The sequence below is a fragment of the Streptomyces sp. NPDC001532 genome (genome assembly GCF_040298625.1).
Taxonomy (GTDB): Bacteria; Actinomycetota; Actinomycetes; order Streptomycetales; family Streptomycetaceae; genus Streptomyces.
On the sequence record NZ_JBEPAL010000019.1, the window covers coordinates 44774 to 63854 of the forward strand.

General features: G+C 72.1%; 21 protein-coding genes and 1 pseudogene. 11 read left to right on the plus strand and 11 right to left on the minus strand.

Annotation, left to right across the window (positions count from 1 at the left end; translation table 11 throughout):
- Positions 1-91: 91 nt before the first annotated feature.
- Positions 92-823 carry a PIG-L deacetylase family protein gene (locus ABT232_RS19030; RefSeq protein ID WP_351841274.1) on the plus strand — a complete coding sequence of 244 codons (732 nt, stop codon included), beginning with the start codon at positions 92-94 and terminating at the stop codon, positions 821-823.
- Positions 824-829: 6 nt separating this feature from the next.
- Here the strand turns inward: ABT232_RS19030 and ABT232_RS19035 are convergent, their stop codons facing one another.
- The 3 genes from ABT232_RS19035 to ABT232_RS19045 form a co-directional block, all read right to left on the minus strand.
- Positions 830-1498 (minus strand): DNA methyltransferase, encoded by a 669-nt coding sequence (locus ABT232_RS19035; RefSeq protein ID WP_351841276.1) that lies wholly within the window; start codon positions 1496-1498, stop codon positions 830-832.
- A gap of 93 nt (positions 1499-1591) precedes the next feature.
- A complete protein-coding gene (locus ABT232_RS19040) occupies positions 1592-2125 on the minus strand; it encodes a DUF6879 family protein (protein WP_351841278.1) in 534 nt (177 codons plus the stop codon).
- A 275-nt stretch (positions 2126-2400) separates the two neighbouring features.
- Positions 2401-4050: a sodium/solute symporter gene (locus ABT232_RS19045; protein WP_351841280.1), complete on the minus strand. Its 1650-nt coding sequence runs from the start codon at positions 4048-4050 to the stop codon at positions 2401-2403.
- A 492-nt stretch (positions 4051-4542) separates the two neighbouring features.
- Between ABT232_RS19045 and ABT232_RS19050 the strand changes: the two genes are divergently transcribed.
- Both ABT232_RS19050 and ABT232_RS19055 read left to right on the plus strand, forming a co-directional pair.
- Positions 4543-5313, plus strand: coding sequence for a formylglycine-generating enzyme family protein (locus ABT232_RS19050; RefSeq protein ID WP_351841282.1), 771 nt, complete (start codon positions 4543-4545; stop codon positions 5311-5313).
- Positions 5314-5573: 260 nt separating this feature from the next.
- A complete protein-coding gene (locus ABT232_RS19055) occupies positions 5574-5858 on the plus strand; it encodes a hypothetical protein (RefSeq protein ID WP_351841284.1) in 285 nt (94 codons plus the stop codon).
- Here the strand turns inward: ABT232_RS19055 and ABT232_RS19060 are convergent.
- Complete coding sequence (locus ABT232_RS19060) at positions 5827-6594, minus strand: class I SAM-dependent methyltransferase (RefSeq protein ID WP_351841441.1); 768 nt, start codon at positions 6592-6594, stop codon at positions 5827-5829. The two genes, ABT232_RS19055 and ABT232_RS19060, sit on opposite strands and share 32 nt — an antisense overlap.
- Before the next feature lie 92 nt (positions 6595-6686).
- Here ABT232_RS19060 and ABT232_RS19065 point away from each other — a divergent pair, with 92 nt between their 5' ends.
- From ABT232_RS19065 to ABT232_RS19075, 3 genes are all read left to right on the plus strand, one after another.
- A complete protein-coding gene (locus ABT232_RS19065) occupies positions 6687-7568 on the plus strand; it encodes a GNAT family N-acetyltransferase (protein ID WP_351841286.1) in 882 nt (293 codons plus the stop codon).
- A 90-nt stretch (positions 7569-7658) separates the two neighbouring features.
- The gene (locus ABT232_RS19070; RefSeq protein WP_351841288.1) at positions 7659-8591 is read left to right on the plus strand and encodes a hypothetical protein; all 933 of its coding nucleotides are present in this window, start codon (positions 7659-7661) and stop codon (positions 8589-8591) included.
- Between the two features lie 325 nt (positions 8592-8916).
- Entirely contained in the window at positions 8917-9657 is a 741-nt protein-coding gene (locus ABT232_RS19075) for a nuclear transport factor 2 family protein (RefSeq protein WP_351841290.1), read from the plus strand.
- 111 nt (positions 9658-9768) lie between these two features.
- On the opposite strand, the gene ABT232_RS19080 is transcribed toward ABT232_RS19075, so the two are convergent.
- The 5 genes from ABT232_RS19080 to ABT232_RS19100 form a co-directional block, all read right to left on the minus strand.
- Positions 9769-10605, minus strand: coding sequence for an NAD(P)H-binding protein (locus ABT232_RS19080; protein WP_351841292.1), 837 nt, complete (start codon positions 10603-10605; stop codon positions 9769-9771).
- A complete protein-coding gene (locus ABT232_RS19085) occupies positions 10602-11498 on the minus strand; it encodes an alpha/beta hydrolase (RefSeq protein ID WP_351841294.1) in 897 nt (298 codons plus the stop codon). Before ABT232_RS19085 ends, ABT232_RS19080 begins: the two co-directional genes overlap by 4 nt.
- Positions 11495-12049, minus strand: a complete 555-nt coding sequence (locus ABT232_RS19090) for a nuclear transport factor 2 family protein (RefSeq protein WP_351841296.1) — start codon at positions 12047-12049, stop codon at positions 11495-11497. Before ABT232_RS19090 ends, ABT232_RS19085 begins: the two co-directional genes overlap by 4 nt.
- Positions 12046-12450: a nuclear transport factor 2 family protein gene (locus ABT232_RS19095; RefSeq protein ID WP_351841298.1), complete on the minus strand. Its 405-nt coding sequence runs from the start codon at positions 12448-12450 to the stop codon at positions 12046-12048. The genes ABT232_RS19090 and ABT232_RS19095 overlap by 4 nt, the downstream gene beginning before the upstream one ends.
- Before the next feature lie 162 nt (positions 12451-12612).
- Positions 12613-13638 (minus strand): AraC family transcriptional regulator, encoded by a 1026-nt coding sequence (locus ABT232_RS19100; protein WP_351841300.1) that lies wholly within the window; start codon positions 13636-13638, stop codon positions 12613-12615.
- 294 nt (positions 13639-13932) lie between these two features.
- On the opposite strand from ABT232_RS19100, the gene ABT232_RS19105 reads away from it, so the two are divergent.
- Entirely contained in the window at positions 13933-14721 is a 789-nt protein-coding gene (locus tag ABT232_RS19105) for a TetR/AcrR family transcriptional regulator (protein ID WP_351841302.1), read from the plus strand.
- Between the two features lie 9 nt (positions 14722-14730).
- Positions 14731-15513 (plus strand): phosphotransferase, encoded by a 783-nt coding sequence (locus ABT232_RS19110; RefSeq protein ID WP_351841304.1) that lies wholly within the window; start codon positions 14731-14733, stop codon positions 15511-15513.
- Positions 15514-15603: 90 nt separating this feature from the next.
- Here ABT232_RS19110 and ABT232_RS19115 read toward each other — a convergent pair.
- A pseudogene (locus ABT232_RS19115) lies at positions 15604-16474 on the minus strand (AbfB domain-containing protein); the annotation flags it as partial.
- On the opposite strand from ABT232_RS19115, the gene ABT232_RS19120 reads away from it, so the two are divergent.
- From ABT232_RS19120 to ABT232_RS19130, 3 genes are read left to right on the plus strand one after another with little or no spacing between them, the layout of a single operon-like run.
- Positions 16461-16811 (plus strand): asparagine synthase-related protein, encoded by a 351-nt coding sequence (locus ABT232_RS19120; protein WP_502975425.1) that lies wholly within the window; start codon positions 16461-16463, stop codon positions 16809-16811. The pseudogene ABT232_RS19115 and the gene ABT232_RS19120 sit on opposite strands and share 14 nt — an antisense overlap.
- Positions 16808-17065 carry a lasso peptide biosynthesis PqqD family chaperone gene (locus ABT232_RS19125; protein WP_351841306.1) on the plus strand — a complete coding sequence of 86 codons (258 nt, stop codon included), beginning with the start codon at positions 16808-16810 and terminating at the stop codon, positions 17063-17065. Before ABT232_RS19120 ends, ABT232_RS19125 begins: the two co-directional genes overlap by 4 nt.
- A gap of 41 nt (positions 17066-17106) precedes the next feature.
- Positions 17107-17655: a lasso peptide biosynthesis B2 protein gene (locus tag ABT232_RS19130; RefSeq protein ID WP_351841308.1), complete on the plus strand. Its 549-nt coding sequence runs from the start codon at positions 17107-17109 to the stop codon at positions 17653-17655.
- A 382-nt stretch (positions 17656-18037) separates the two neighbouring features.
- On the opposite strand, the gene ABT232_RS19135 is transcribed toward ABT232_RS19130, so the two are convergent.
- On the minus strand, positions 18038-18988 hold the full coding sequence (locus ABT232_RS19135; protein ID WP_351841443.1) for a MerR family transcriptional regulator: 951 nt from the start codon (positions 18986-18988) through the stop codon (positions 18038-18040).
- Positions 18989-19081 lie beyond the last annotated feature (93 nt).

A 19081-nucleotide genomic window follows, 5' to 3' on the forward strand; every position in this document is an offset into this window, starting at 1 on the left:
AGCGGCCCTGGCCCCCGGCCCTTTCGACCGCTCCCTGGGCACACCGCCCCGCACCGACTCGTCCGACGCGTACTCCCAGAGAGGCAGCGCCATGACCAAGCCGTACGAACCGATGCCGGAGGACTGGCAGCGCGCGCTGTGTGTCGTCGCGCACCCCGACGACCTGGAGTACGGGCCCGCCTGCGCGGTCGCCAGGTGGACCGGGCAGGGCAAGTCCGTCGCGTACGCCGTGGTGAGCCGCGGCGAGGCCGGGATCGCCACCATGGACCCGAAGGCCACCGGCGCGATGCGTGTCGAGGAGCAACTGCGGGCGGCGGCCGCGGTCGGCGTGCGGGACGTGGACTTCTTCGACCACCCGGACGGCACCATCGAGTACGGCCTGCCGCTGCGCCGTGACATCGCGCGTTCGATCCGCAAGTACCGGCCCGAGGTACTGGTCACCATCAACTTCCACGAGCGGTGGCGCAGCGGCGACTGGAACTCCGCCGACCACCGCAACGTCGGCGTAGCGCTGCTCGACGCGGCGAGCGACGCCGGAAACCCCTGGGTCTTTCCCGAACTCGTGGAAGAGGGCTTCCAGCCATGGAGCGGTGTGCGCTGTATCGCCGTCGGCGGTTCTCCGGCGTCCGAGCACGCCGTCGACGTCACCGACGGCATGGACGCGGGGATCGAGGCACTGGCCGCGCACGCCGGCTACCTCGCGTCGCTGCCGCCGGACAACCCGATGGCCGACGTCGCCGGCTACCTCACCACCAAGCTCACGCGGTTCGGCGAGCGCTTCGACGACGTGCCGACCATGCCGTTCGAGATCATCGGTGTCTGAGCCGGATCACTCGCCAGGAGCCGAGAACAGCAGGCAGTAGTCGCCGGTGACGCTCTCCGACGGTGTGCTCCACTCGAAGTAGATCTCGCCCTCGAAGTCCAGCACCGCGGACAGCGCGTGCCCGACGTCGAAGGCCAGCGGAGTGACCTTGCCGCTGGAGTCGCGGAAGTTGCCGACGCAGACTCCGATCCGGCCGCCCGGACGCAGATGCTTGCCGATGGTGCCGAAGACGTCCGCCAGCTCCGCGAGGTAGCGCCCGTAGGAGCCGTCCATGGTGCGGAACGCGGTGAGCGGATTCTCCGGGTGGTCGTGCCGCGCCATGTACGGCGGGCTGGTCAGGCACAGGTCGAAATCACCGAGCCCGAGCCGGTCCCAGTCGCGCACGTCACCTGCGATGAACCGGCTCGGCGACCCCGCCGGCAGCCGTGCGTTGCTCGAGGCGACGCGCTGTTCCTGCAGCTCGATCCCGGTGCCGACGCGACCGAGCCGGTCGGCGACGACGATGGTCGTCCCGTAGCCGGAGAACGGGTCCAGCACCCGGCCGCCCGGCGGACTGAACGCCGTCACGATCGGTTCGACCTGCGCCTGCGTGAAGTGGATGTCGTTGCGCGCGCCCGGTGGCCGCTCCCGTGCCTTGTCCGCGCTGTCCAGGCGGAGCGTCCGGTGTGCCGTCATGGTGTTTCTCCTCCTGCGACGAGGACGACCCGTCTCCTGTCGCGGGGACGATGGCCGCGGTGACGGGAGACGGGTCGTCGGGGCGTGGTCGCCTCAGGCCGCGGCCTGTTCCTTGCGCGGCGGCGTGTAGTCGGCGTGGTCGATGGCGCGCTCCCACACGGCTTCGAACGCCTCCTTGCACTGGCGGATCAGCTTCGGGTCCTCGGAGAACTCGTGCGGGCCCCATGAGCCGTCGCCGTGGAAGTTGGTCCAGCGCAGCAGGCTGTCGTCGAACACCCAGAAGTCGTTGCCCGGCAGCAGCAGGTCCGATGCGCGCTGCCGGGGCAGCCAGCGCACCTTCTCGCCGGCGGGGACGTTGACGATCGTGGTGGTCTCCCACTCGTACTGGATGAAGTCGGTGACCGGCTCGGACACGATCCGCGCCCGTCGCCAGTCGATGCCGCGCTTCGTGGCGTCCTGCACCAGGTCGATCCAGTCGCCGTGGCGGTCGTACTCGATCGGGATGCCCTTCTGCCAGTCCACGAAGACCGGGCCCTGCGGGGTGTAGATGTCGCGCGTCTCCAGGTGGACGGCGGAGTGCTTGGTCTGCGCGATCAACTCGGCGAAGGCCGGGAAGTTACTCGACATACGAATCTCCAATCCGAGGTGGTACCGGGGTGAGACCGGGCCGACCGGCGTGCGCCGCGTGCGCCGCACCTCGGCCGAGCGCTCCACCTGCCGCAGCGCGGTGGAGCCGGTGGAGCACGACGCGAGCGCCCGTTCGCTGACGCAAGCCCATGGCCTTGCCCCCATTGGACAGGTCCGACCTCGAACCCAACTGGAGAACCGGTCCGGCGGCCCTGATCGTGCGAGCCGCTACCACGGTCACGGAGACCACGGCCGCCGTGGACCAGGGCGCCTGCTCAGCTGGTGGCGCCGTTCCGTTCCGGCAGGCCGACGGCCGGAGTGGGGTCGCCGGTGTCGTTCCCGCGCCGTCCGGTACGCGGGCTCGTCACGCTGCCCAGCCATCCCAGGGCGAAGCCGGCCGGGATGGAGATGAGGGCGACGGACTGGAAGGGCAGCCAGGCGAAGTCGGTGTCCGGCAGGAAGGACGACGGCAGGCCGGAGACCACGGGGGTGAAGGTCTGCAGGACGATGACGCAGGCCGCGCCGCCGATGAGGGTCCACAGCAGTCCGCGTTCCGTGAACCGGCGCCAGTACAGGGAGTAGACGAGCGCGGGCAGCAGGCTGGAGGCGGCGATGGCGAGGGCGACCCAGCTGTACATCTGGATGTTCCAGTCGAGGGCCGCGTAGGTGAGGGCGATACCGGCCACGCTGACGGCGGCCGCTCCCCACCGGGCGGTACTGATCTCCACGCCCTTGCCGCCGCTCTCCGACCGGCGCAGCGCCTGCCGGTACAGGTCGTGGCCGACCGCGGCCGACGCCGTCAGGGTGATGCCCGCGATGACGGCGAGAGAGGTCGCGAAGACGGCGGTGGCGACGATGACGAAGAGTACGGCGCCGGACGCGGACCCGGGGCCGCCGGCGAGCGTCCCGGTGGTGAGCATCAGGGCGCCGGTGCCTCCGGGGCTGACCTCGGCCAGCTTCGCGCCGCCCACGCTCGCCGCCGTTCCGAGACCGATCACCACCGTGGACACGACGACGGCCAGCACGACGAGCAGGGCCGCACGCACCGACCGGCGTGCCGCCGTGGCATCGGGGGTCGCGTGCAGCCGCATCACGACGTGCGGCATGACGGCCGCGCCGAGCACGATGCTGAGCTGAAGCCCGACGAAGTCGAAGGTCCAGCTGGCGCTGGGATTGGAGCGTTGCAGCAGCCCGGGGCGGAAGTACGCGTCGCCGGCTCCGTTGTTGGCCCGTGCCGCGTCCAGCAGGGCGACCGGGTTCCAGCGGAAGTGGACGAGGAGCGCGGCGACGACGAGGAAGAGGGCGACCAGGACGATGACCGTCTTCGCGGCCTGGAGCACGGTGGCCCCGCGCATTCCGCCGACGGCGGTGGCGCAGGCGATCAGTACGCCGATCATCACGGCGATGGCGCGCTGCGCGCCCACGGTCTCCACGCCGAGGAGCTGTGCGGTCACCAGCGCGACCGCCGAGAGCTGGACGACGAAGTAGAGCAGGCACACCAGCAGGGTGACGACGGCCGCGGCGACCCGGACCGCCGTCCCGGGTGCCCGGTCCGCGAAGATGTCGGCGATCGTGTAGCGCCCGCGCGCACGCAGCGCGCCGGCGAGGAGGGACAGCACGACGAGCGCGGCCAGCGTGCTGCCCGCGACGAACAGGCCGTCGAATCCCATCAGGGCGACCGTGCCCGCCGTCCCCACGACGGTGGCCGACGAGATGTAGTCCCCCGCCAGCGCCAGTCCGTTGCGCAGGGGCTTGTCCCGCCGCCGGCCGAGATAGAAGTCCTCGGCCTCCTCGCGGTGCGGACCGAGCAGCAGGCAGGCGAACAACGCGGCGACCACGATGAGGAGGAAACTGATCAGGACGGCGCCCCTGGTATCACCCCCGGACATCGACAGCTGTGCAGCGGTGAAAACGTGGGCGCTCATGGCTCTCCGGGACGCTCGCGACGGCAAGAGGCCCCACGACAGCACGGAGCGGACCGCCGGTGAAGGCGCGTGACCGCGAACGTGTCACCCGCACACCGGACAGGCCCTGTCGGCTGTGCGCACGACCAACGCCTCGCGAAACCGGGGGCGGGTGCGAGCGGCGCGCTGTGCCCCGCGACAACCCGCCGACCGGCGAATCCTGCACCCGCACACGCCGCCGTCGACGTCGGCGGCACAGGCGGCGTACGCGTCAGACGTTCACCCACCGGACGCCCGCGATGCTCCGGCGCACGGCTGTGACGGCCCACAACCGGCAGCGCCGCAGGCGGTGTTCAGGCATCGGGCCCCCGGGCCCGCCGCCACCCGCATCGCTGGCGGTCGGAGGACAACCGGTCCATGGCCCGGTCCCGCTCTGGTTCCGCGCCCTGGTTCCAAGGTCGTTGCCGAGATCGGACCATCGTCCGATGCCCGCCCCGGCTGCCGGGGTTGATCATGAGGGCTGTCCCGTCGAACCGAGGAGGAGCCGTGCGGGTGGAGCAGGTGGACTGGGTGGAAATTCCGGCAGGGCTGCTGCTTCGCGGTACGCCGGTCAGCGAGGTGGCGGAGGTGGCCCGCCGCTACGCGGACACCGGGGTTCCGGTGGAGTGGTACCTGAAGGAGGCCCCGCGCTCGGAGATCCACGTCCCGGCGTTCCGGATCGCCCGCACACCGGTCACGGTCGGCCAGTGGGCACGCTTCGCGTCGGCCACCGGTCGACCGGTCCCGCGGGCACCGGAGGACCATCCGGTCATCGGGATCGCCTGGGAGGAGGCGACGGCCTACTGCCGGTGGTTCGCGAAGCAGCTCGGCGGCGTCGAGGTGCGGTTGCCCACGGAGGACGAGTGGGAGCGTGCCGCGCGGGGCGACGACGGCCTGGAGTTCCCGTGGGGCGAGCGGTACCGCACCGGTCTGGCCAACCTGGTGGACCTCGGCGTCGGCACCACGACACCGGTCGGCTCCTTCCCCGACGGCGCCAGCCCGTTCGGGGTGCTGGACATGGCGGGCAACGCCGACGAGTGGACCTCCACCCTCTACGCCCCCTATCCGGGCGCCCCCGCCGAGGTTCCGGACAGCGAGGACTGGGCGTACGACCGGCACATCACCCGGGGCGGAGCGTTCCGTCACGACAGGGATCTGGCCCGCTGCGCCCGCCGGCACGGCGCCTACGAGCCGGATCTGGAAGCGATCGGTGTGGGCTTCCGCCTGGCGGCACCGGTGACGTAGCTTGCCGGTGCAGCGGGGCGGGCACAGCGGACGGATCGCCGCCGGGTCGGGGTGCCGGCTCCGCTGGAGCGGCGCACGTCGCAGCCGCGTGCCGCATGATGTACCGGCGCGGTCAGGGGGCCGCCGCTGTGAAGGGTGGGGACATGGGGAGACGCCTGCTGTTCGGGCTGTGCACACCGCTGTTGCTTCTCGGGGCAGCCGCTTGCGGTGACGGGGGGTCCGGTGAGGCGTCGGCGAGTCCGAGCGCGTCGACCGCGGTCGTGAGTGGGGCCGAAGCTCAGGAGTGCACGAAGGTCGTCACCGCCGCGGTGGCGGACAAGCTGTGGATCGACTCGGGTCAGGTGACGGACGATGACGAGTCCCGCGAGCGGAACGAACGCAGTCGGACGTTCGCGGCGACCTATCTCGGCGCCCCGGAGATGGAGATCTTCATGCGGGCCAACAGCGACGCCGTCAACGCGGTGAACGGCGGTTCGACCGTCACCGAGGCGCTGGCCATGAGCACCAACCGGATCACTGAGGAGTGCGCTGCCGCTCACCCGTGAGGTGCGGGATTCGGTAGACGGACACGTGGGATGTCGACTCGGCGGTGAATTCCGCGCCGGCCCAGTCCGCGTGCCTGCTCTCGAGTTCGAACCCGGCGAGCTGTGCCATCAGGTCGAGTTCGGCCGGCCAGATGTAGCGGTGCGGGCTGCGGAACAGTTGTGCCTGCTGCGTCTCGTCGAAGTGGATGTGGTGCGAAACGACGTGTTGCCGCAGGACGTCGTAGGTGTCCAGGCCGATGTAGCCGGGGTCGGACTGCCAGACGGTGGCCGTCTGCCCCGGCGGAAGCTTGCGCAGCTCGGGCACCCAGAGCTCGATCACGAACCGGCCTCCGGGTGTGAGATGGCGGGCCGCGTTGCGGAAGCACTCGACCTGCTCGGCCTGGGTGAGCAGATTGGAGATCGTGTTGTAGACGAGGTAGACCAGGGTGTACTTCCCGGGAGCGGCCGTGGTCGCCATGTCGCCGACGATCACGGGGATCGTGGCTTCGTCCGCCTTGGTACGCAGTTGCCGCACCATGGGCCGTGACAACTCGATGCCGGTGACAGGGACCCCTCGTTCGGCGAGCGGGATCGCCACCCGGCCGGTTCCGATGGCGAATTCGAGCGCTGCCCCCTCGCCCGCGAGCCGGGCGAGGCGGTCCACGGCCGGTTCCAGAACCTCTGGTGCGAACATGCCCGATCCGGGCGTGTCATAGCGCCGGGCGGTATCCGCGTCCCAGATTCTCTCCTGCTGCATTCCGCCCAGGCTCGCCGCCGGCCTCTCCGATGTCCAGCGAATTTCGCCCGCCGCCGGGCGACGCTCGGCGAGGACATCAGGGATCATGAAGTATGCGCCCGGACGACTGGCACCTCACCGAGGACGTCGACGACTTCCTCGCCCGAGCCGGGGACTTCCTGCGCTCGCGCCCCGCCCTGCACAACACCCCGCTGACGGACATCGAGAAACTGCGCACACGCCCGGCTGACGCACACGGCGGCGAAGCGGCCGTCTTCGGTCGGCTGGAGTCGGACGGTGAAGTCCGTGCCGTCTTCTACGGCACGCCGCACGGCCGCCTCGGACTCACCCCTCTCTCCGCCCAGGAGGCCGACGCCCTCGCCGCTCGCCTGACCGGCCTCGGCCACTCCCCCGCCCACGTCATCGCGGACCACGCCACCGCCACGGCGTTCGCCGAGGCATGGCAGCACCGCACGGGCGCGACGCCGACGCCCTTCTGGCGGACTCATCTCTACCGTCTCGGCACGCTCACCCCACCACAGCCGCGTCCGGAGGGCCGGGGCCGTGTCGCGGGCGAGGAGGACCATGCTCAGGTCGTGCGCTGGTGCCGTGAGTTCTGCGTCGACGTCCGCGAGAACGTCTCCATCGACGCCATCGACGCCGGCGCATGGGCCGACACACGTTTCGCGGACAAGCACTTCACCTTCTGGGAGACGCCGGACGGCACCCCCGTCTCCATGGCGGGCTCGACGTCGATGGTCGGCGGCATGATCCGGGTGGATCCCGTCTACACCCCGGCCCACCACCGAGGTCGCGGCCACGCGGGCGCCGTGACGGCCGAGGTGAGCGGAGCCGCGCTGGCCGCCGGCGCCACGGACGTCGTCCTGTTCGCGGACCCGGCCAACCCCACCAGCAACGCCCTCTACCAGCGCCTCGGATACGTCCGCCTCACCGACTGCATCGGGTACCGGCTGGACACAGCCGCGGTGCGGTGACCGAGCCGCGTCCAGCCGGTCTCGTATCCGGCGAGGAGGACCAATCCGGCGGACCGCCTGTGCGCGAAGGCAGTTGTATACGCTCTCCGCATGCGGCGCGGCGATGTCACGAGGGACGACGGCACTTGGACGGGCCTGGCCTTGGACGTGGAGGGCCGGCCTCGGCCGGGGCTGTGCGTGTTCAGCGCCAGGCCGCGACTGCTCCTCGCGCAGTCGTCGCGGCCTGTGCTGCTCGCCGTTGTCGCCGAGGACCTCGATGGCGTGGACTTCTGGCGCACCGACGAGTACCGCTCCTTCGTGCCCCCGCTGCGCGCCGACATGGGGCGCGCTCTGGCGGGCAGCCCGCAGCGGTGGGCTCATCGCTTCGCGCGGTACCTCGTCGACTCGCCGGACAGCCCGCTGCACGAAGGTCGATGGCTGCTCTCATGCGAGAGTCCGCTCCTGCGCTGGCGTGACGCTGGTATTTCGCATGCTGAGTACTGGACTTCGATGCTCCTCGACGGCCATCCGGACGGATACATCGAGTGGTTCATGCATTCCGGCTCGTGGGAGGTCCTTCCGCTGCGGCCGATGCCGGGTCCCGCGGACGGTCGGGTCAAGGCGTACCGCAAGCAGGCCCGGGAAGGGACGCTTCCGCCCGTCCTGTTGTGGTGGGTCAGTGGCCTGGACTGCCATCTGATCCTCGACGGCCATGCGCGGCTCGCAGCGGCGATCGCCGAGTCCGTCGAGCCGCCGCTGCTGCATCTGCACCGCACGGTGTCGCGCGACGACCTGGCCGCGCGTACCGATGAGGCCGTGGCCTCCTACGAGTACGAACTGGCACGTTTCGCCGGACTGCGCGCCCGGCACGGCTCCCACGTCCCGGACGGCGCCGCCGTCGCCGGCCCACGGCTCACCCGCGTCCTCCACGAACTGCGCACCAAGCAGCAGGCGACCTGGGCATGGCCCCTGCCCGGTGGCGAGGACCGCTGGCACCGCGTCGCACACGAGGTGACCGCCGGCCAGGCCTGGCCCCCGGCCTGAGCCTGCCGAAGCCCCGTCACAGCCCAGGCCATGGGCCTTCTCGCTTCTGCATCCGGGGGCAAGGGCCACTGCCGGCATTCGACGCCGTGAGCGCGTGGCTGTCCTGTGTCCGGGACCGCAGAGTACGCCCCGCCGTTCGAGCTGTCGGACCAATCAGGCGGCGGTTTGCGCCCGGCACCCAGCGACGCCCGCCCGGCTTGGCCTCCGGGCCCGATGGCAGCGTGCGGCGACCGTGGAATCACTTGCTCCGTCACACCCGACCGAGGCCACTTGGCACACCGCACATCGCACACCGCACACCGCACATCGCCTGTAGGAGCACATCGTGACGGACGAGCACCCCAGGACCACCCCCGCGCTCATGCGCCGAGCGGTCCTCGCCGGAGGCGTCGGGATGGCGGGCGCGGGGATCATGGCATCCCCCGCCTCCGCCGCGCCGCCCTCCCCCGATTCCGCCTTCCAGGTGAAGGACCTGGCCGTGCAGAAGGAGATCGAGACCGTCGTGCTCACCGAACGGTGGGCGCGGGACATGGCTCGGTGGGACGTCATGGCCGAGCAGTTCCATCCCGACTCGCTCGTCGACATCTCCTGGATCCGGACGAGCGGACCCGAGTTCGTGCGCCTGTCCCGGCAGAGTTTCGAGGCCGGCGGACGCAGTTGTCACGTCCTGAGCCCCGTGTTGATCCATGTCAACGGTGACCGCGCCACCGCGGACACCGGAGTGGTCATCGCCGGGCGCATCGGTGTGGGTGGCGTGGACGTGAACCTCACGGCCTACAGCCGCATAGTGGAGCGGCTGGAGAGGCGCGGGAAGGACTGGCGCATCAGCGAGCTGAAGTGCGTCTACCAGTTCGACCATCTGACACCGGTGAACCCCGACGAGACCGTCGATCTCGACCCCGACCGGTTGGCCCGCTACCGGCCGTCCTACTCGGCACTGTCCTACTGGGTCGAGGAGACGCGGGGCGCTGCCGCCGTGCGCCACGACCTGCCCGGTGTCGACCGGCCCGAGTCGATCGGGGACCTCTACGCCGCCAACAGCGCCTGGCTCGCCCGGGGCCGCTGACGCCGGGCACCGAACGGCGTCAGCGGCACGGCGTCACCCGCACGGCGTCACCGGCACGGCGGGGCGTGACGCGGCACCCCGGGCTCACCAGGCTCCCCGGGCTCCCTCAGGTCACTCCCCGTCGGCGGCGGTGAACGCCGAGCGGTGGGACACCGCCCACTGGCGGAACGTGCGGGGTGGTGTGCCCGTCACCTTCTCGACGGTCGCGTAGACCTGGGACTCGTCGAGCGTGCCGTCCCCGTAGAAGCCGAAGAACGCCCGGATGTACGGCTCCGGCACGCCCGCGGCGGCCATGTCGGCCCGGCCTTCCTCGTCCGAGAGGGCCTGGAAGCGCAGATCCCGCTCCAGGACCTCGGCGAGGACGGCCAGGCGCTGGGCCGGCAGCAGGGGTTCGGGGCCGCTCAGGGGATGGACGCGTTCCGCGTGACCGGGGTCGAGCAGGGCGCGGACGGCGACGGCGGCGATGTCGTACGGGTCGACGGAGGCCACCGGCACCGTCGCGAACGAGTCCCGGACGATGTCGCCGTCGCGGAGCTGCGGCAGCCAGCGCAGGGCGTTCGACATGAAGGCGTTCGGGCGTAGGAACGTCCAGGCGAGGCCGGACTCCCGCACCGCCTTCTCCGACTGGATCATGTACTCGGAGATGACGTTGCGGGTGTCGGTGGCGACGGTGGCCAGGCTGGAGAGCAGCACCACGCGTTCCACTCCGGCCCGGCGCATCCGGGTGAGGAGTCCGGGCATGTCGCGGTAGCCGGGGAGCAGGAACACTCCTCGTACGCCGTCGAGGGCGGGCGCGAGCGAGTCGGGGTGGTCCAGATCGCCGACGACCTGTTCGGCCGGCAGATCGGCGGGGCGGCGTACGAGGGCGCGCACCGGTTCCGCGGCGCGGGCGAGGGCCTGGACGACCTCGCCGCCGACGTTTCCGGTGGCTCCGGTGACGAGGATCATCGCAGGCTCCTGGCGAAGTGGGCGGCGACGGTGTCGACGGCGATCGTGACCTGGGGCTCGGTGTCGTAGAAGTCGAACTGGGTGCCCTGCGTCCACAGGATGTCCTTGGTTCCGGCGAGGCCGGCGTGGAAGCGGCGGGCGCCCTCGGGGATCGCCGCGTCCTCGCTGTGGACCAGCAGGGTGGGCTGCTCGATGCGGGGGGCCAAGGCGATGGCGTCGTAGGTGAGCCAGTCGGCCCAGGCCATGACGGCGAAGCGGTTGGGCCAGGCGGGGATGCCGCCGCGGGCCGGGTTGAGGTAGAAGTCGATGTCGTAGGGCATGGCGGCGCGTTCGTCCGTGGTGGAGACGACCGGTACGTAGTCGATCTCGCCGGTCTCGGCGTAGCGGGAGCGGGCCTCCCGGCCGGCCTTGATCCGTTCGGCGACGGCCTCCGCGCCGCCGTAGGCGTCCTCGCAGATCGCGGCGTCGTGCAGCCAGGGCGCCACGAGGGCGAGGGACCGGACGCGGGGGTCGTGGGCGGCGTTGTCGGACATGTACATCGCGGCCGCGCAGATGCCGAGGGCGCCCAGCCGGCCGGCGTCGACCGCCGGGTGGCCGGCCAGGCAGGAGACCGCGTGGTGGATGTCGCGCACCTTGCGGGCCGGGTCCTCCACGTCCCGTGGCTCGCCCTGGGACTCGCCGAAGCCGGCGAAGTCGAAGGACAGGGCGGCGTAGCCGCGGGCCGCGAGCCGTTCGGCGTAGCGGTCGGCCATCAGTTCCTTGACGCTGGTCCAGGTGCCGGCGACCACGACGCCGGGCAGCGGGCCCGTGGCGTCGGCGTCGTCCGGCAGGTGGAGGTTGCCCGTCAGGATGTCGCCCTCGCTGTCGAAGGTGACCTTGCTCGTGCGCGTCATGCGTACTCCAACGTGGCTCTGCTGATCAGTCCGTCGGTGATGTCGAAGCGGTAGTGGGCGCGGAAGCCGTCGCCCGTGCCGCCGGGGCGGAAGCGGACCAGCAGGGTGGTCCCGTCCGCGTGGGGCGTGTGGTCGAGGAGGGTGTAGTCCCCGTCGACGACCTCGGCCTCGGCCCAACGGCGGATCGCGTCCCCGCCGCGGATCTCCCGTCCGACGTCGACGACCAGGCCGTCCGGGGTGAAGGCGGCGGCGACGGCGCGGGCGTCGCGGGCCGCGACGGCGTCCAGGTAGCGCCGCGCGGCGGGGTCCAGGGGGCCGCGCGAGGCGTGGTCGGGCGTCGGCTGCGTGGTGTCCCCGGGCGAGGCCGGGGCGGGCGACGACGCGACGGCGCCGCCGCCCACGCTGTCGGCCGTGCCCGTGCCGCCCGCGCCACCTGTGTCACCGTTGTCACCTGTGTCACCGCGGAACGGGCCGCCGCCGATCGCCACCACGAGTCCGGCTCCCGCGAGCAGCAGGGCCACCGCCGTCCCCAGGGCGGCTGGTCTCCTCATCGCTCGCCGTCGCTCCAGACCGCGGTCATCACCACGCCGGTGATGCGCCATCGGTCGTTCGAGCGGGCCAGGTCGAAGCGGTAGGTGCCGCCCAGCGTCCACAGCGAGTCGTCGGTCTTGCGGTGGGTGGCCTGGAAGGCGGCGGTGCACACCGCGCTGTCGCCGTCGACGGCGACCAGGTGGTTGGTCAGGAGGTGCTGGGTGGCGACGTACACGCCGAGACCGGTCCGCCAGCCGTCGACGATCTGTGCGGGTGTCAGGGTGACGGGCTCGCCGCCGTTGAGGCTGGTGTAGTCCAGGGTCACCTGGTCGGCGAACACCTCGGCCAGCTCGTCCCACGCGCGCTGGTCGGCGTGCCAGGCCATGCGGGTGCAGGTGTCGATGACGTCCAGTCGTTCCATGATCATCATCCTCGGTACGGCCTCTCGGCCACGGTCCGTGAGTGGCGCAGGGGCCGTCGGGGGCACCGCGCTCGGCGTACCCGGCCCCGTGATGTCATCGAGGATGCCGCTTGCCCGGCGGGCGGTGTTGTCATTGCGTGCCCATCCGCTTGTCGCTGCGCATCACGCTCGGCCGGTCTGCGTCTGGTGCCGGTGCTCGCTGGGCGAGATGCCGTAGGCGGTGCGGAAGGCGCGGGTGAAGTCGGAGGCGCGTGGGATGCCCCAGCGGGCGGCGACCGTCTGGATCGGCAGGGTGCGCAGCGAGGGATCCGCCAGGTCGTGGCGGGCCCGCTCCAGCCGCTGGCCGCGGATCCAGGCGGCGACCGTCTCGCCCTGCGACTGCTGGGTGAAGACGCGGTGCAGGTGGCTGAGGGAGATGTGGTGGGCGGAGGCGACCACGCGCGGTGTCAGCTCCGGGTCGTGCAGGTTCCGCCTGATGAAGGTCCGCACCTGCCTCGCCAGGACCTCGTGCCGGGTCTCCTGCGGCAGGGCCGCCTCGGTGTCCAGGGTGTGGGCGAAGAGGGCCGACACCAGGTCGAGCAGGACCGTGCCGAGCCGGGGCGCGTCGGACGTCCGGAGGTGCTCGGCCTGCCGGTCGAGACCGGCCAGGAAGTCCGCGACCAGGGCTCCGGTACCGTCCTGCACCGACAGTCCGCGCCTCAGGAGCTTCTCCACCTGTCCCGGCGGTCCGGGCAGCAGTGCCTTGGGGAAGTCGACCCCTACGCCGGTGATGAGGCCCGCTCGGCCGCCGGCCGCGGCGCCGTTCGCGTGTACCTCGCACGGCCGGGAGTTGTCGTCGACGATGAGCTGGCGTGGGCCCGCGGTCACCGTCGTCGCGGTGTCGTGAACCAGCGTCAGCTCGCCGTCGAGCACCAGGCTCAGGTGGTACAGCTCGGGATCCGCCCGACGCAGGCTCTTGGCCGTCCGGCGCAGGCGCGTGGTCGGGAAGGTCGTCCGCCACGCGGTCACCGGTCCCAGTTCCATGAGGTGCAGCTCGGCCTGGAAGTCGGCGGTGCGGCCGGTGGTCCCGCCGGTCCGGGCGGTCAGGTCCGTCACGTCGGTGGCGCGAGTCCGGTCGATCAACTCCCGCCAGCGGTCGAGCCTCTCGCCCTGCGGAACGTCCGAACTGCGGAACACGGTTCCTATCACTTCGCGCACTCCTTCTGCCCCGTGTCTGGTGGCTCTGGGCCGGTGGCGGCGGACGCACCGGGCCGGGTGCCGCGACGGTGAGGAGTCCGAGCCCCGCGACGAAGGGGACAGTGAGTGCTCGCACGGTCCTGGTGCCGCGGGCTTTGGGAGTCCAGAGCCACGCGCCACTCCCCCTCCCGCGGATCGGGGCCTCGAGCTTTACTTTTTCAAGGAAACTATCACACGCAAACTAAGGGCGGGCTCCAGCGCTTCTGGCATGATGAGCGTTCAACTGCCGGGGGTGACAAGGGGACCATGACCAGCGACGACACTGTTCCGGCGCCGCTGCGGCGGCTGTGGCGACTTCCGGAATCCTCGCGGCTGGGCCGCCCCGCGACCCTCGGCGTCGACCTCGTCGTCACCACCGCCGTGGAGATCGCCGACCGCGACGGCCTGGACGGCGTGACACTCCCCAAGGTCGCCAAGAGCCTCGGCTTCACCGGGATGTCGCTCTACCGGTATGTCGGTTCGAAGGACGAACTCCTCGCCCTCATGGGCGACCACGCCCTCGGCGCGCCGCCGGCCTGCCTCGGTGCCGGCGACTGGCGCGAGGGCCTGCGCGCCTGGGCCCGCGCTCAGCGCGTGGTGTACCAGCAGCGGCCGTGGCTCACCCGCCTGCCCGTCACCGGACCGCCCTCGGGTCCTCGCCGGATCGCCTGGATGGAGGCCGCGCTGGCGATTCTGGCGCGCACGCCGCTCGACTGGGCGCACAAGCTGAGCGCCTTGGCTCTGATCGGCGGCTATGTGGTCCAGTCGGTGCGGCAGGAAAGCGAGTTCACTGCCCACCGGGCCGAGGGTCAGGGCCAGGCCGACGCCGAACGAGCCTGGGGCCGCGCCTTGGCGGGCCTCGTGGACCCTGGACGTTTTCCGCAGACGGCCCGGCTGCTCTCCTCAGCCATGCTGGAGGAGCAGCCGGCGGACCCCTCCGACCCCGCGATCTCAGACACCGCGATCTCCGATGCCGCGATCTCAGATGCCGATTTCTCCGTCGGACTGGAACTGATCCTCGACGGCATCGCGACCCGTATCGAACGCGCTCACTAGGATTCCACCGTGATCCAAGACGGTGAATCGATGCGCGGCGGCCTGTCCACCGTGCGCCGCGAGGGCGAGACCATTCTCAGGCCCTGGCGCGTGTGGACCCCCGCGGTGCGGGAACTGCTGCGCCACCTGGAGCGGGTGGGATTCACCGGTGTGCCGCGGGCCCTGGGCGACGGCCCCGTGGACGGCCACGAGACGGTGTCGCTGCTGCGCGGCGAGGTCGCCCTGTACCCCTGGCCACGGGCGCTCCTGGCGGACGAGGGCGTCGTCGCGCTCGGCCGGTGGCTGCGCGGTTACCACGAGGCCGTGCGCGACTTCCGGCCCTCGCCGCAGGCCGTCTGGTGCGACCCGGACGCCCGCTGGCGTCCCGGGCTGATCATGCGCCACGGCGACCTCACGAGCTGGAACTCGGTCTGGGCGGACGACCGGCTGGTGGGCGTCATCGACTGGGACCTGGCCATGCCCGGCGAGGCGTTGGACGACCTGGCCCAACTGGCCTGGTACAGCGTGCCGTTGCGGCTTCCCGACCGTCAGCACAGGGTCGGCTACGGCGACGCCGGAGCGCCGCTGGCGCGACGGCTGCGGCTGCTGTGCGACGCCTACGGCGCGGACCCGGCCGAGGTGCTGGACGCTCTGGCGCGGTTGCAGCGCGACGAGACCGAGCGGATCGCGCGCCTGGGCCCGCTCGGCGCGGACCCCTGGGCGGCATTCCTGCGGCAGGACTTCAGACCGGACATCGAGGAGGAACGCGCGTGGGCACTGGCCCGGCGCGAGGAACTCCTCGGTCCCGCCTGACGCTGTACGCCTGACGCTGCACGACCGGGCCGGGCGCACCACGCGGCGGACCGCTGACGCGCGTCGAACCGCGGCACCGCGCACGAGAGTTCAGTAGCCCACGGAGAACGTCGCGTCCGCTCGGTCCGTGGCCGACGCGATCGGGTCGATGCGCAGCACGTAGGCGGCGTGCCTGATGTACCGGGTCGGGTGGTTGTGGGAGCGGAAGGAGGCCCAGGAGGCGTCGGCCAGGCCTGCCACTCGGTGGAAGGTGGCGTCCTGGGCGAAGGCGGTCGTGCCGTCGTCGGCGTCGAGGCGGAGCTGGTAGTCGTAGTGCCGCAGGTAGCGGGTGGGGTAGTTGACCGACTGGAAGGACACGCCCGCGGCGTCGGCGAGGCCGGGGACGAGGCGCCACTGGGAGTCGGTGTACGGGTCGAAGGGGTAGGTGTCGATCCGAGCCGTGTAGGCGGCGTGGCGCACGTAGCGGGCCGGATAGTTGTAGGACTTGAGCCGGTTCCAGGCGGGGGCGCCCCATCGGGCCAGGAGGTTGCTGCGCTCGGTGGCGGTGATGGGTGCGATCGTGCAGTGTTTGGCGTTGACCGGGTGGGTGTAGAGCCGCTGGTCGACGGGGGTCCAGGTGCCGGCGGCGAGGTCGGTGGTCTGCCAGGCGTAGAAGACGCCGTTGGGGACTGTAGGTGTCGCCCCACAGGTACCAGGTGTTGGAGGTCAGGGACTTCACGAGCGTCGGGGCCTCGGTGCCGCCGTGGGCGACGGACGTGCTGAAGGGTGTGAAGCTGCCCGGGTTCAGGGAGGTGGAGCGGGCTCCGACCAGGCCGCCGGTGGCGCTGCTCTTGAAGTAGAGGTAGTTGACGCCGTTCACACCTACGGCCATGTCGCCGTCGATGATGTCGTAGCCGGGGTCGAAGAACACCTGCGGTGCGGAGACGGTGGTGAAGTCGGTGGTGTAGTTGACCATCAGGACGCGGTACAAACCGCTCATCGAGGAGGCCATGCGGGGCATCGTCCCCGAGGCCGTCCGGCTGCGGACCACCAAGGCGCACGCCGCGTTCGAGGAGGAGACCGGGCTGCGCCGCCACCGGTCCGCGCTGCTCGCCCTCTGGGAGGACTCCAGGCTGTCCGGGCTGGGCCTCGTCGACGTGGCCGCCCTGCGCGACTGGTGCCTGCGGCCGCTCGCCGCCGACCTGGAGAGCGCGCTGCTGCATCCGACCGTCGGCTGCGAGGTGTGGCTGCGCACACGCGAACGAAACCACGGCCCGGTGCGGCCGACGCGAACCGATACGGGAGGTATCACGGCATGACGATGACCCTGCGCCCCGGTGTGGTGACGGCCGACACCGAGTACGGCATGGCGCTGCTCGACCAGAACAGCGGCGAGTACTACACCCTCAATCCCACCGCGGCGCTCATCGTGCGCGCGCTGCTGGACGGCACGAGCACACGAGCGGCGGTGACGGCACTCACCGAGCAGTACGACGTGAGCGCCGAGCAGGTCGAGGAGGACGTCGTCCGCATCCTCGACGAACTGCGCGCCGCCAAGCTCCTCGCCGCCTGATCCGGCGGCCACCGCCGTACCGTTCCGGAGGGAGAGCAGCAGTGTCCACCTCGCAAGTCGTCCCGCACGATCCCCGGTCGGTGCCCCTCGGCCGACGGACGGTGACCCGGCTGGTCGTCGTCTGCGCCCATCTCCTCGCCCGGCAGCCTCCCGCCCGCATCCGCGCGGTACTGCTCAGGCTGCGCCGGGGAGCGCGCCCCGCCACCCTGCCCGAGGCCGCCCGTGCCCGCGCCACCGTCCTCGCCGTCAGCATGGCGGCCGGCGGCCAGCAGGGCTGCCTGCCCCGCTCACTGGCCACCGTGCTGCTCTGCCGCCTGCGCGGACAGTGGCCGACCTGGTGCGTCGGCGTGCGCAGCCGACCGCCGTTCGCGGCGCACGCGTGGGTGGAGGCGGACGGCGTCCTGGTCGGCGAGGGCGCTCCGGCCGACTACTTCCAGCGGTTCTTCACCGTGGAGCCGGAGCGGGAGCCGGCGACGGTGCCGGTGCCGGTGCCGGAGCCGGTGTCTGAGCCGGAGCCGGTGTCTGAGCCGGAGCCGGAGCCGACGCCTGGCGCCGTGGCCCACCGGCCGCCGGACGCCGCCGTCGACTGAGCCGGCGGCCGACGCCATGGTCCGCAGGCCGCAGGCCCCCGGCCGCCTGAGTCATCGGCCACTGCCCCCAACGAGCCGGTGCAGCGGGTGCCATGGCCCACGGCCGCCGGACGCCGCCGCCGAGTGAGCCGGTGCAGCCCGCGCCGGATGCTCCCGCCGAGTGAGCCGGTACAGCCCGCGCCGGACGCTCCCGCCGAGTGAGCCGGTGCAGCCCGCGCCGGATGCTCCCGTCGGGTGGGCCGGTGCAGCCCGCGCCGGACGTTCCCGTCAGGTGGGCCGGTGCGGCGTGCCGGCCCTCGCCGCTCCCTGCGGTGGCGGTCGGAGGCGCGAGCGCCGGAACCGCCTCGACGGCGGCGGGACAACCGGCTCACGTCGACGTGCCTCATCCCGCCCGGGCGTTGTCGCGCGCCAGTGCCGCGCGCAGCCAGTCGTCCGCCGAGCCCGGGGTCGGCTCCGGGCGTCGGCCCGGCGGCGTCAGCACCACGGCCGTCAGCTCCCAGTAGCGGTCCAGACGGGATTCGGCCGCGAGCCGCGCGGACAGCAGGCGGCGGAAGTCGCGGGTGTCCCGGTCGCCGTACGCGCTCGCGTACGCCGCCACGTAGGCGTCCAGCGCCTCCCCCGGACACGGCTCCCGTGCGCGCCGCAGCTGCGTGCCCGCGAGCTCGTACGCCTCGGCGAGGCCCGTGTACAGCACGGCCGCCCCGCGCGGCCCGGCCACCCGGTGCACCTCCGGCTGGGGCTGCCGGTCACCCGGGCAGGGGGCTGTCGTCATCGCGTGGAGTCGGGCGAAGGCGAGCACCTGCGCCGGGTCCGGATCGTCGGGCGGCTGCGGAACGGCCACTTCCAGGAACGCCGCTGCCGCCCGGGCCGGCATCCGCGCCGGCAGCCAGGCACGCCAGAACCGGGCCAGCGGTGCGGTGTTCGGCGGAACGCCGACCGAGCCGATCAGCCGCAGCCGGTCGGCTCGCTGCTCGGGCGGGCACTCCCGCACCAGCCGCAGCGCCGCCTCCCGCCAGCGCAGCATCCTCAGCTCGCCGCCCAGCTCGCGAAGGCGGCCCGCGACGGCGTCCTCCAGCACATCGCCCGCCGCGCCCTCGTCCTCGTCCTCCAGGACCCGGCGTACTTCGGGCAGCGGCAGGTCGAGGGCGCGCAGGGAGCGGATCAGCCGCAGCCGCTCCAGCGCCTGGGGGCCGTACCGGCGATGCCCGCCGCCGCTGCGGGACGCCTCGGGCAGCAGGCCCTGGTCGGAGTAGAAACGGACCGCTTTCACGGTGACACCCGCGCGTTCGGCGAGCTCGCCGATGCTGAGCGGAACCTCGTGCGACGTGGACAGTTGAACCTCCCTCAGGGGGAGTTCCTACGGTACCGGCGTGGCGGGCCGGGCGAGGCGGCCGGCCCCCGCGGATTGCGGCGTGCGCGACCGGCG

Bases quoted from the DNA above. Each gene is read 5' to 3' on its own strand.
- ABT232_RS19030 (WP_351841274.1), top strand. From the start codon at position 92: ATGACCAAGCCGTACGAACCGATGCCGGAGGACTGGCAGCGCGCGCTG.
- ABT232_RS19095 (WP_351841298.1), bottom strand. From the start codon at position 12,450: ATGGAACGACTGGACGTCATCGACACCTGCACCCGCATGGCCTGGCAC.
- ABT232_RS19060 (WP_351841441.1), bottom strand. From the start codon at position 6,594: ATGCAGCAGGAGAGAATCTGGGACGCGGATACCGCCCGGCGCTATGAC.
- ABT232_RS19065 (WP_351841286.1), top strand. From the start codon at position 6,687: ATGCGCCCGGACGACTGGCACCTCACCGAGGACGTCGACGACTTCCTC.
- ABT232_RS19050 (WP_351841282.1), top strand. From the start codon at position 4,543: ATGAGGGCTGTCCCGTCGAACCGAGGAGGAGCCGTGCGGGTGGAGCAG.
- ABT232_RS19090 (WP_351841296.1), bottom strand. From the start codon at position 12,049: ATGAGGAGACCAGCCGCCCTGGGGACGGCGGTGGCCCTGCTGCTCGCG.
- ABT232_RS19125 (WP_351841306.1), top strand. From the start codon at position 16,808: ATGACGATGACCCTGCGCCCCGGTGTGGTGACGGCCGACACCGAGTAC.
- ABT232_RS19105 (WP_351841302.1), top strand. From the start codon at position 13,933: ATGACCAGCGACGACACTGTTCCGGCGCCGCTGCGGCGGCTGTGGCGA.
- ABT232_RS19035 (WP_351841276.1), bottom strand. From the start codon at position 1,498: ATGACGGCACACCGGACGCTCCGCCTGGACAGCGCGGACAAGGCACGG.
- ABT232_RS19085 (WP_351841294.1), bottom strand. From the start codon at position 11,498: ATGACGCGCACGAGCAAGGTCACCTTCGACAGCGAGGGCGACATCCTG.
- ABT232_RS19070 (WP_351841288.1), top strand. From the start codon at position 7,659: ATGCGGCGCGGCGATGTCACGAGGGACGACGGCACTTGGACGGGCCTG.
- ABT232_RS19045 (WP_351841280.1), bottom strand. From the start codon at position 4,050: ATGAGCGCCCACGTTTTCACCGCTGCACAGCTGTCGATGTCCGGGGGT.
- ABT232_RS19040 (WP_351841278.1), bottom strand. From the start codon at position 2,125: ATGTCGAGTAACTTCCCGGCCTTCGCCGAGTTGATCGCGCAGACCAAG.
- ABT232_RS19080 (WP_351841292.1), bottom strand. From the start codon at position 10,605: ATGATCCTCGTCACCGGAGCCACCGGAAACGTCGGCGGCGAGGTCGTC.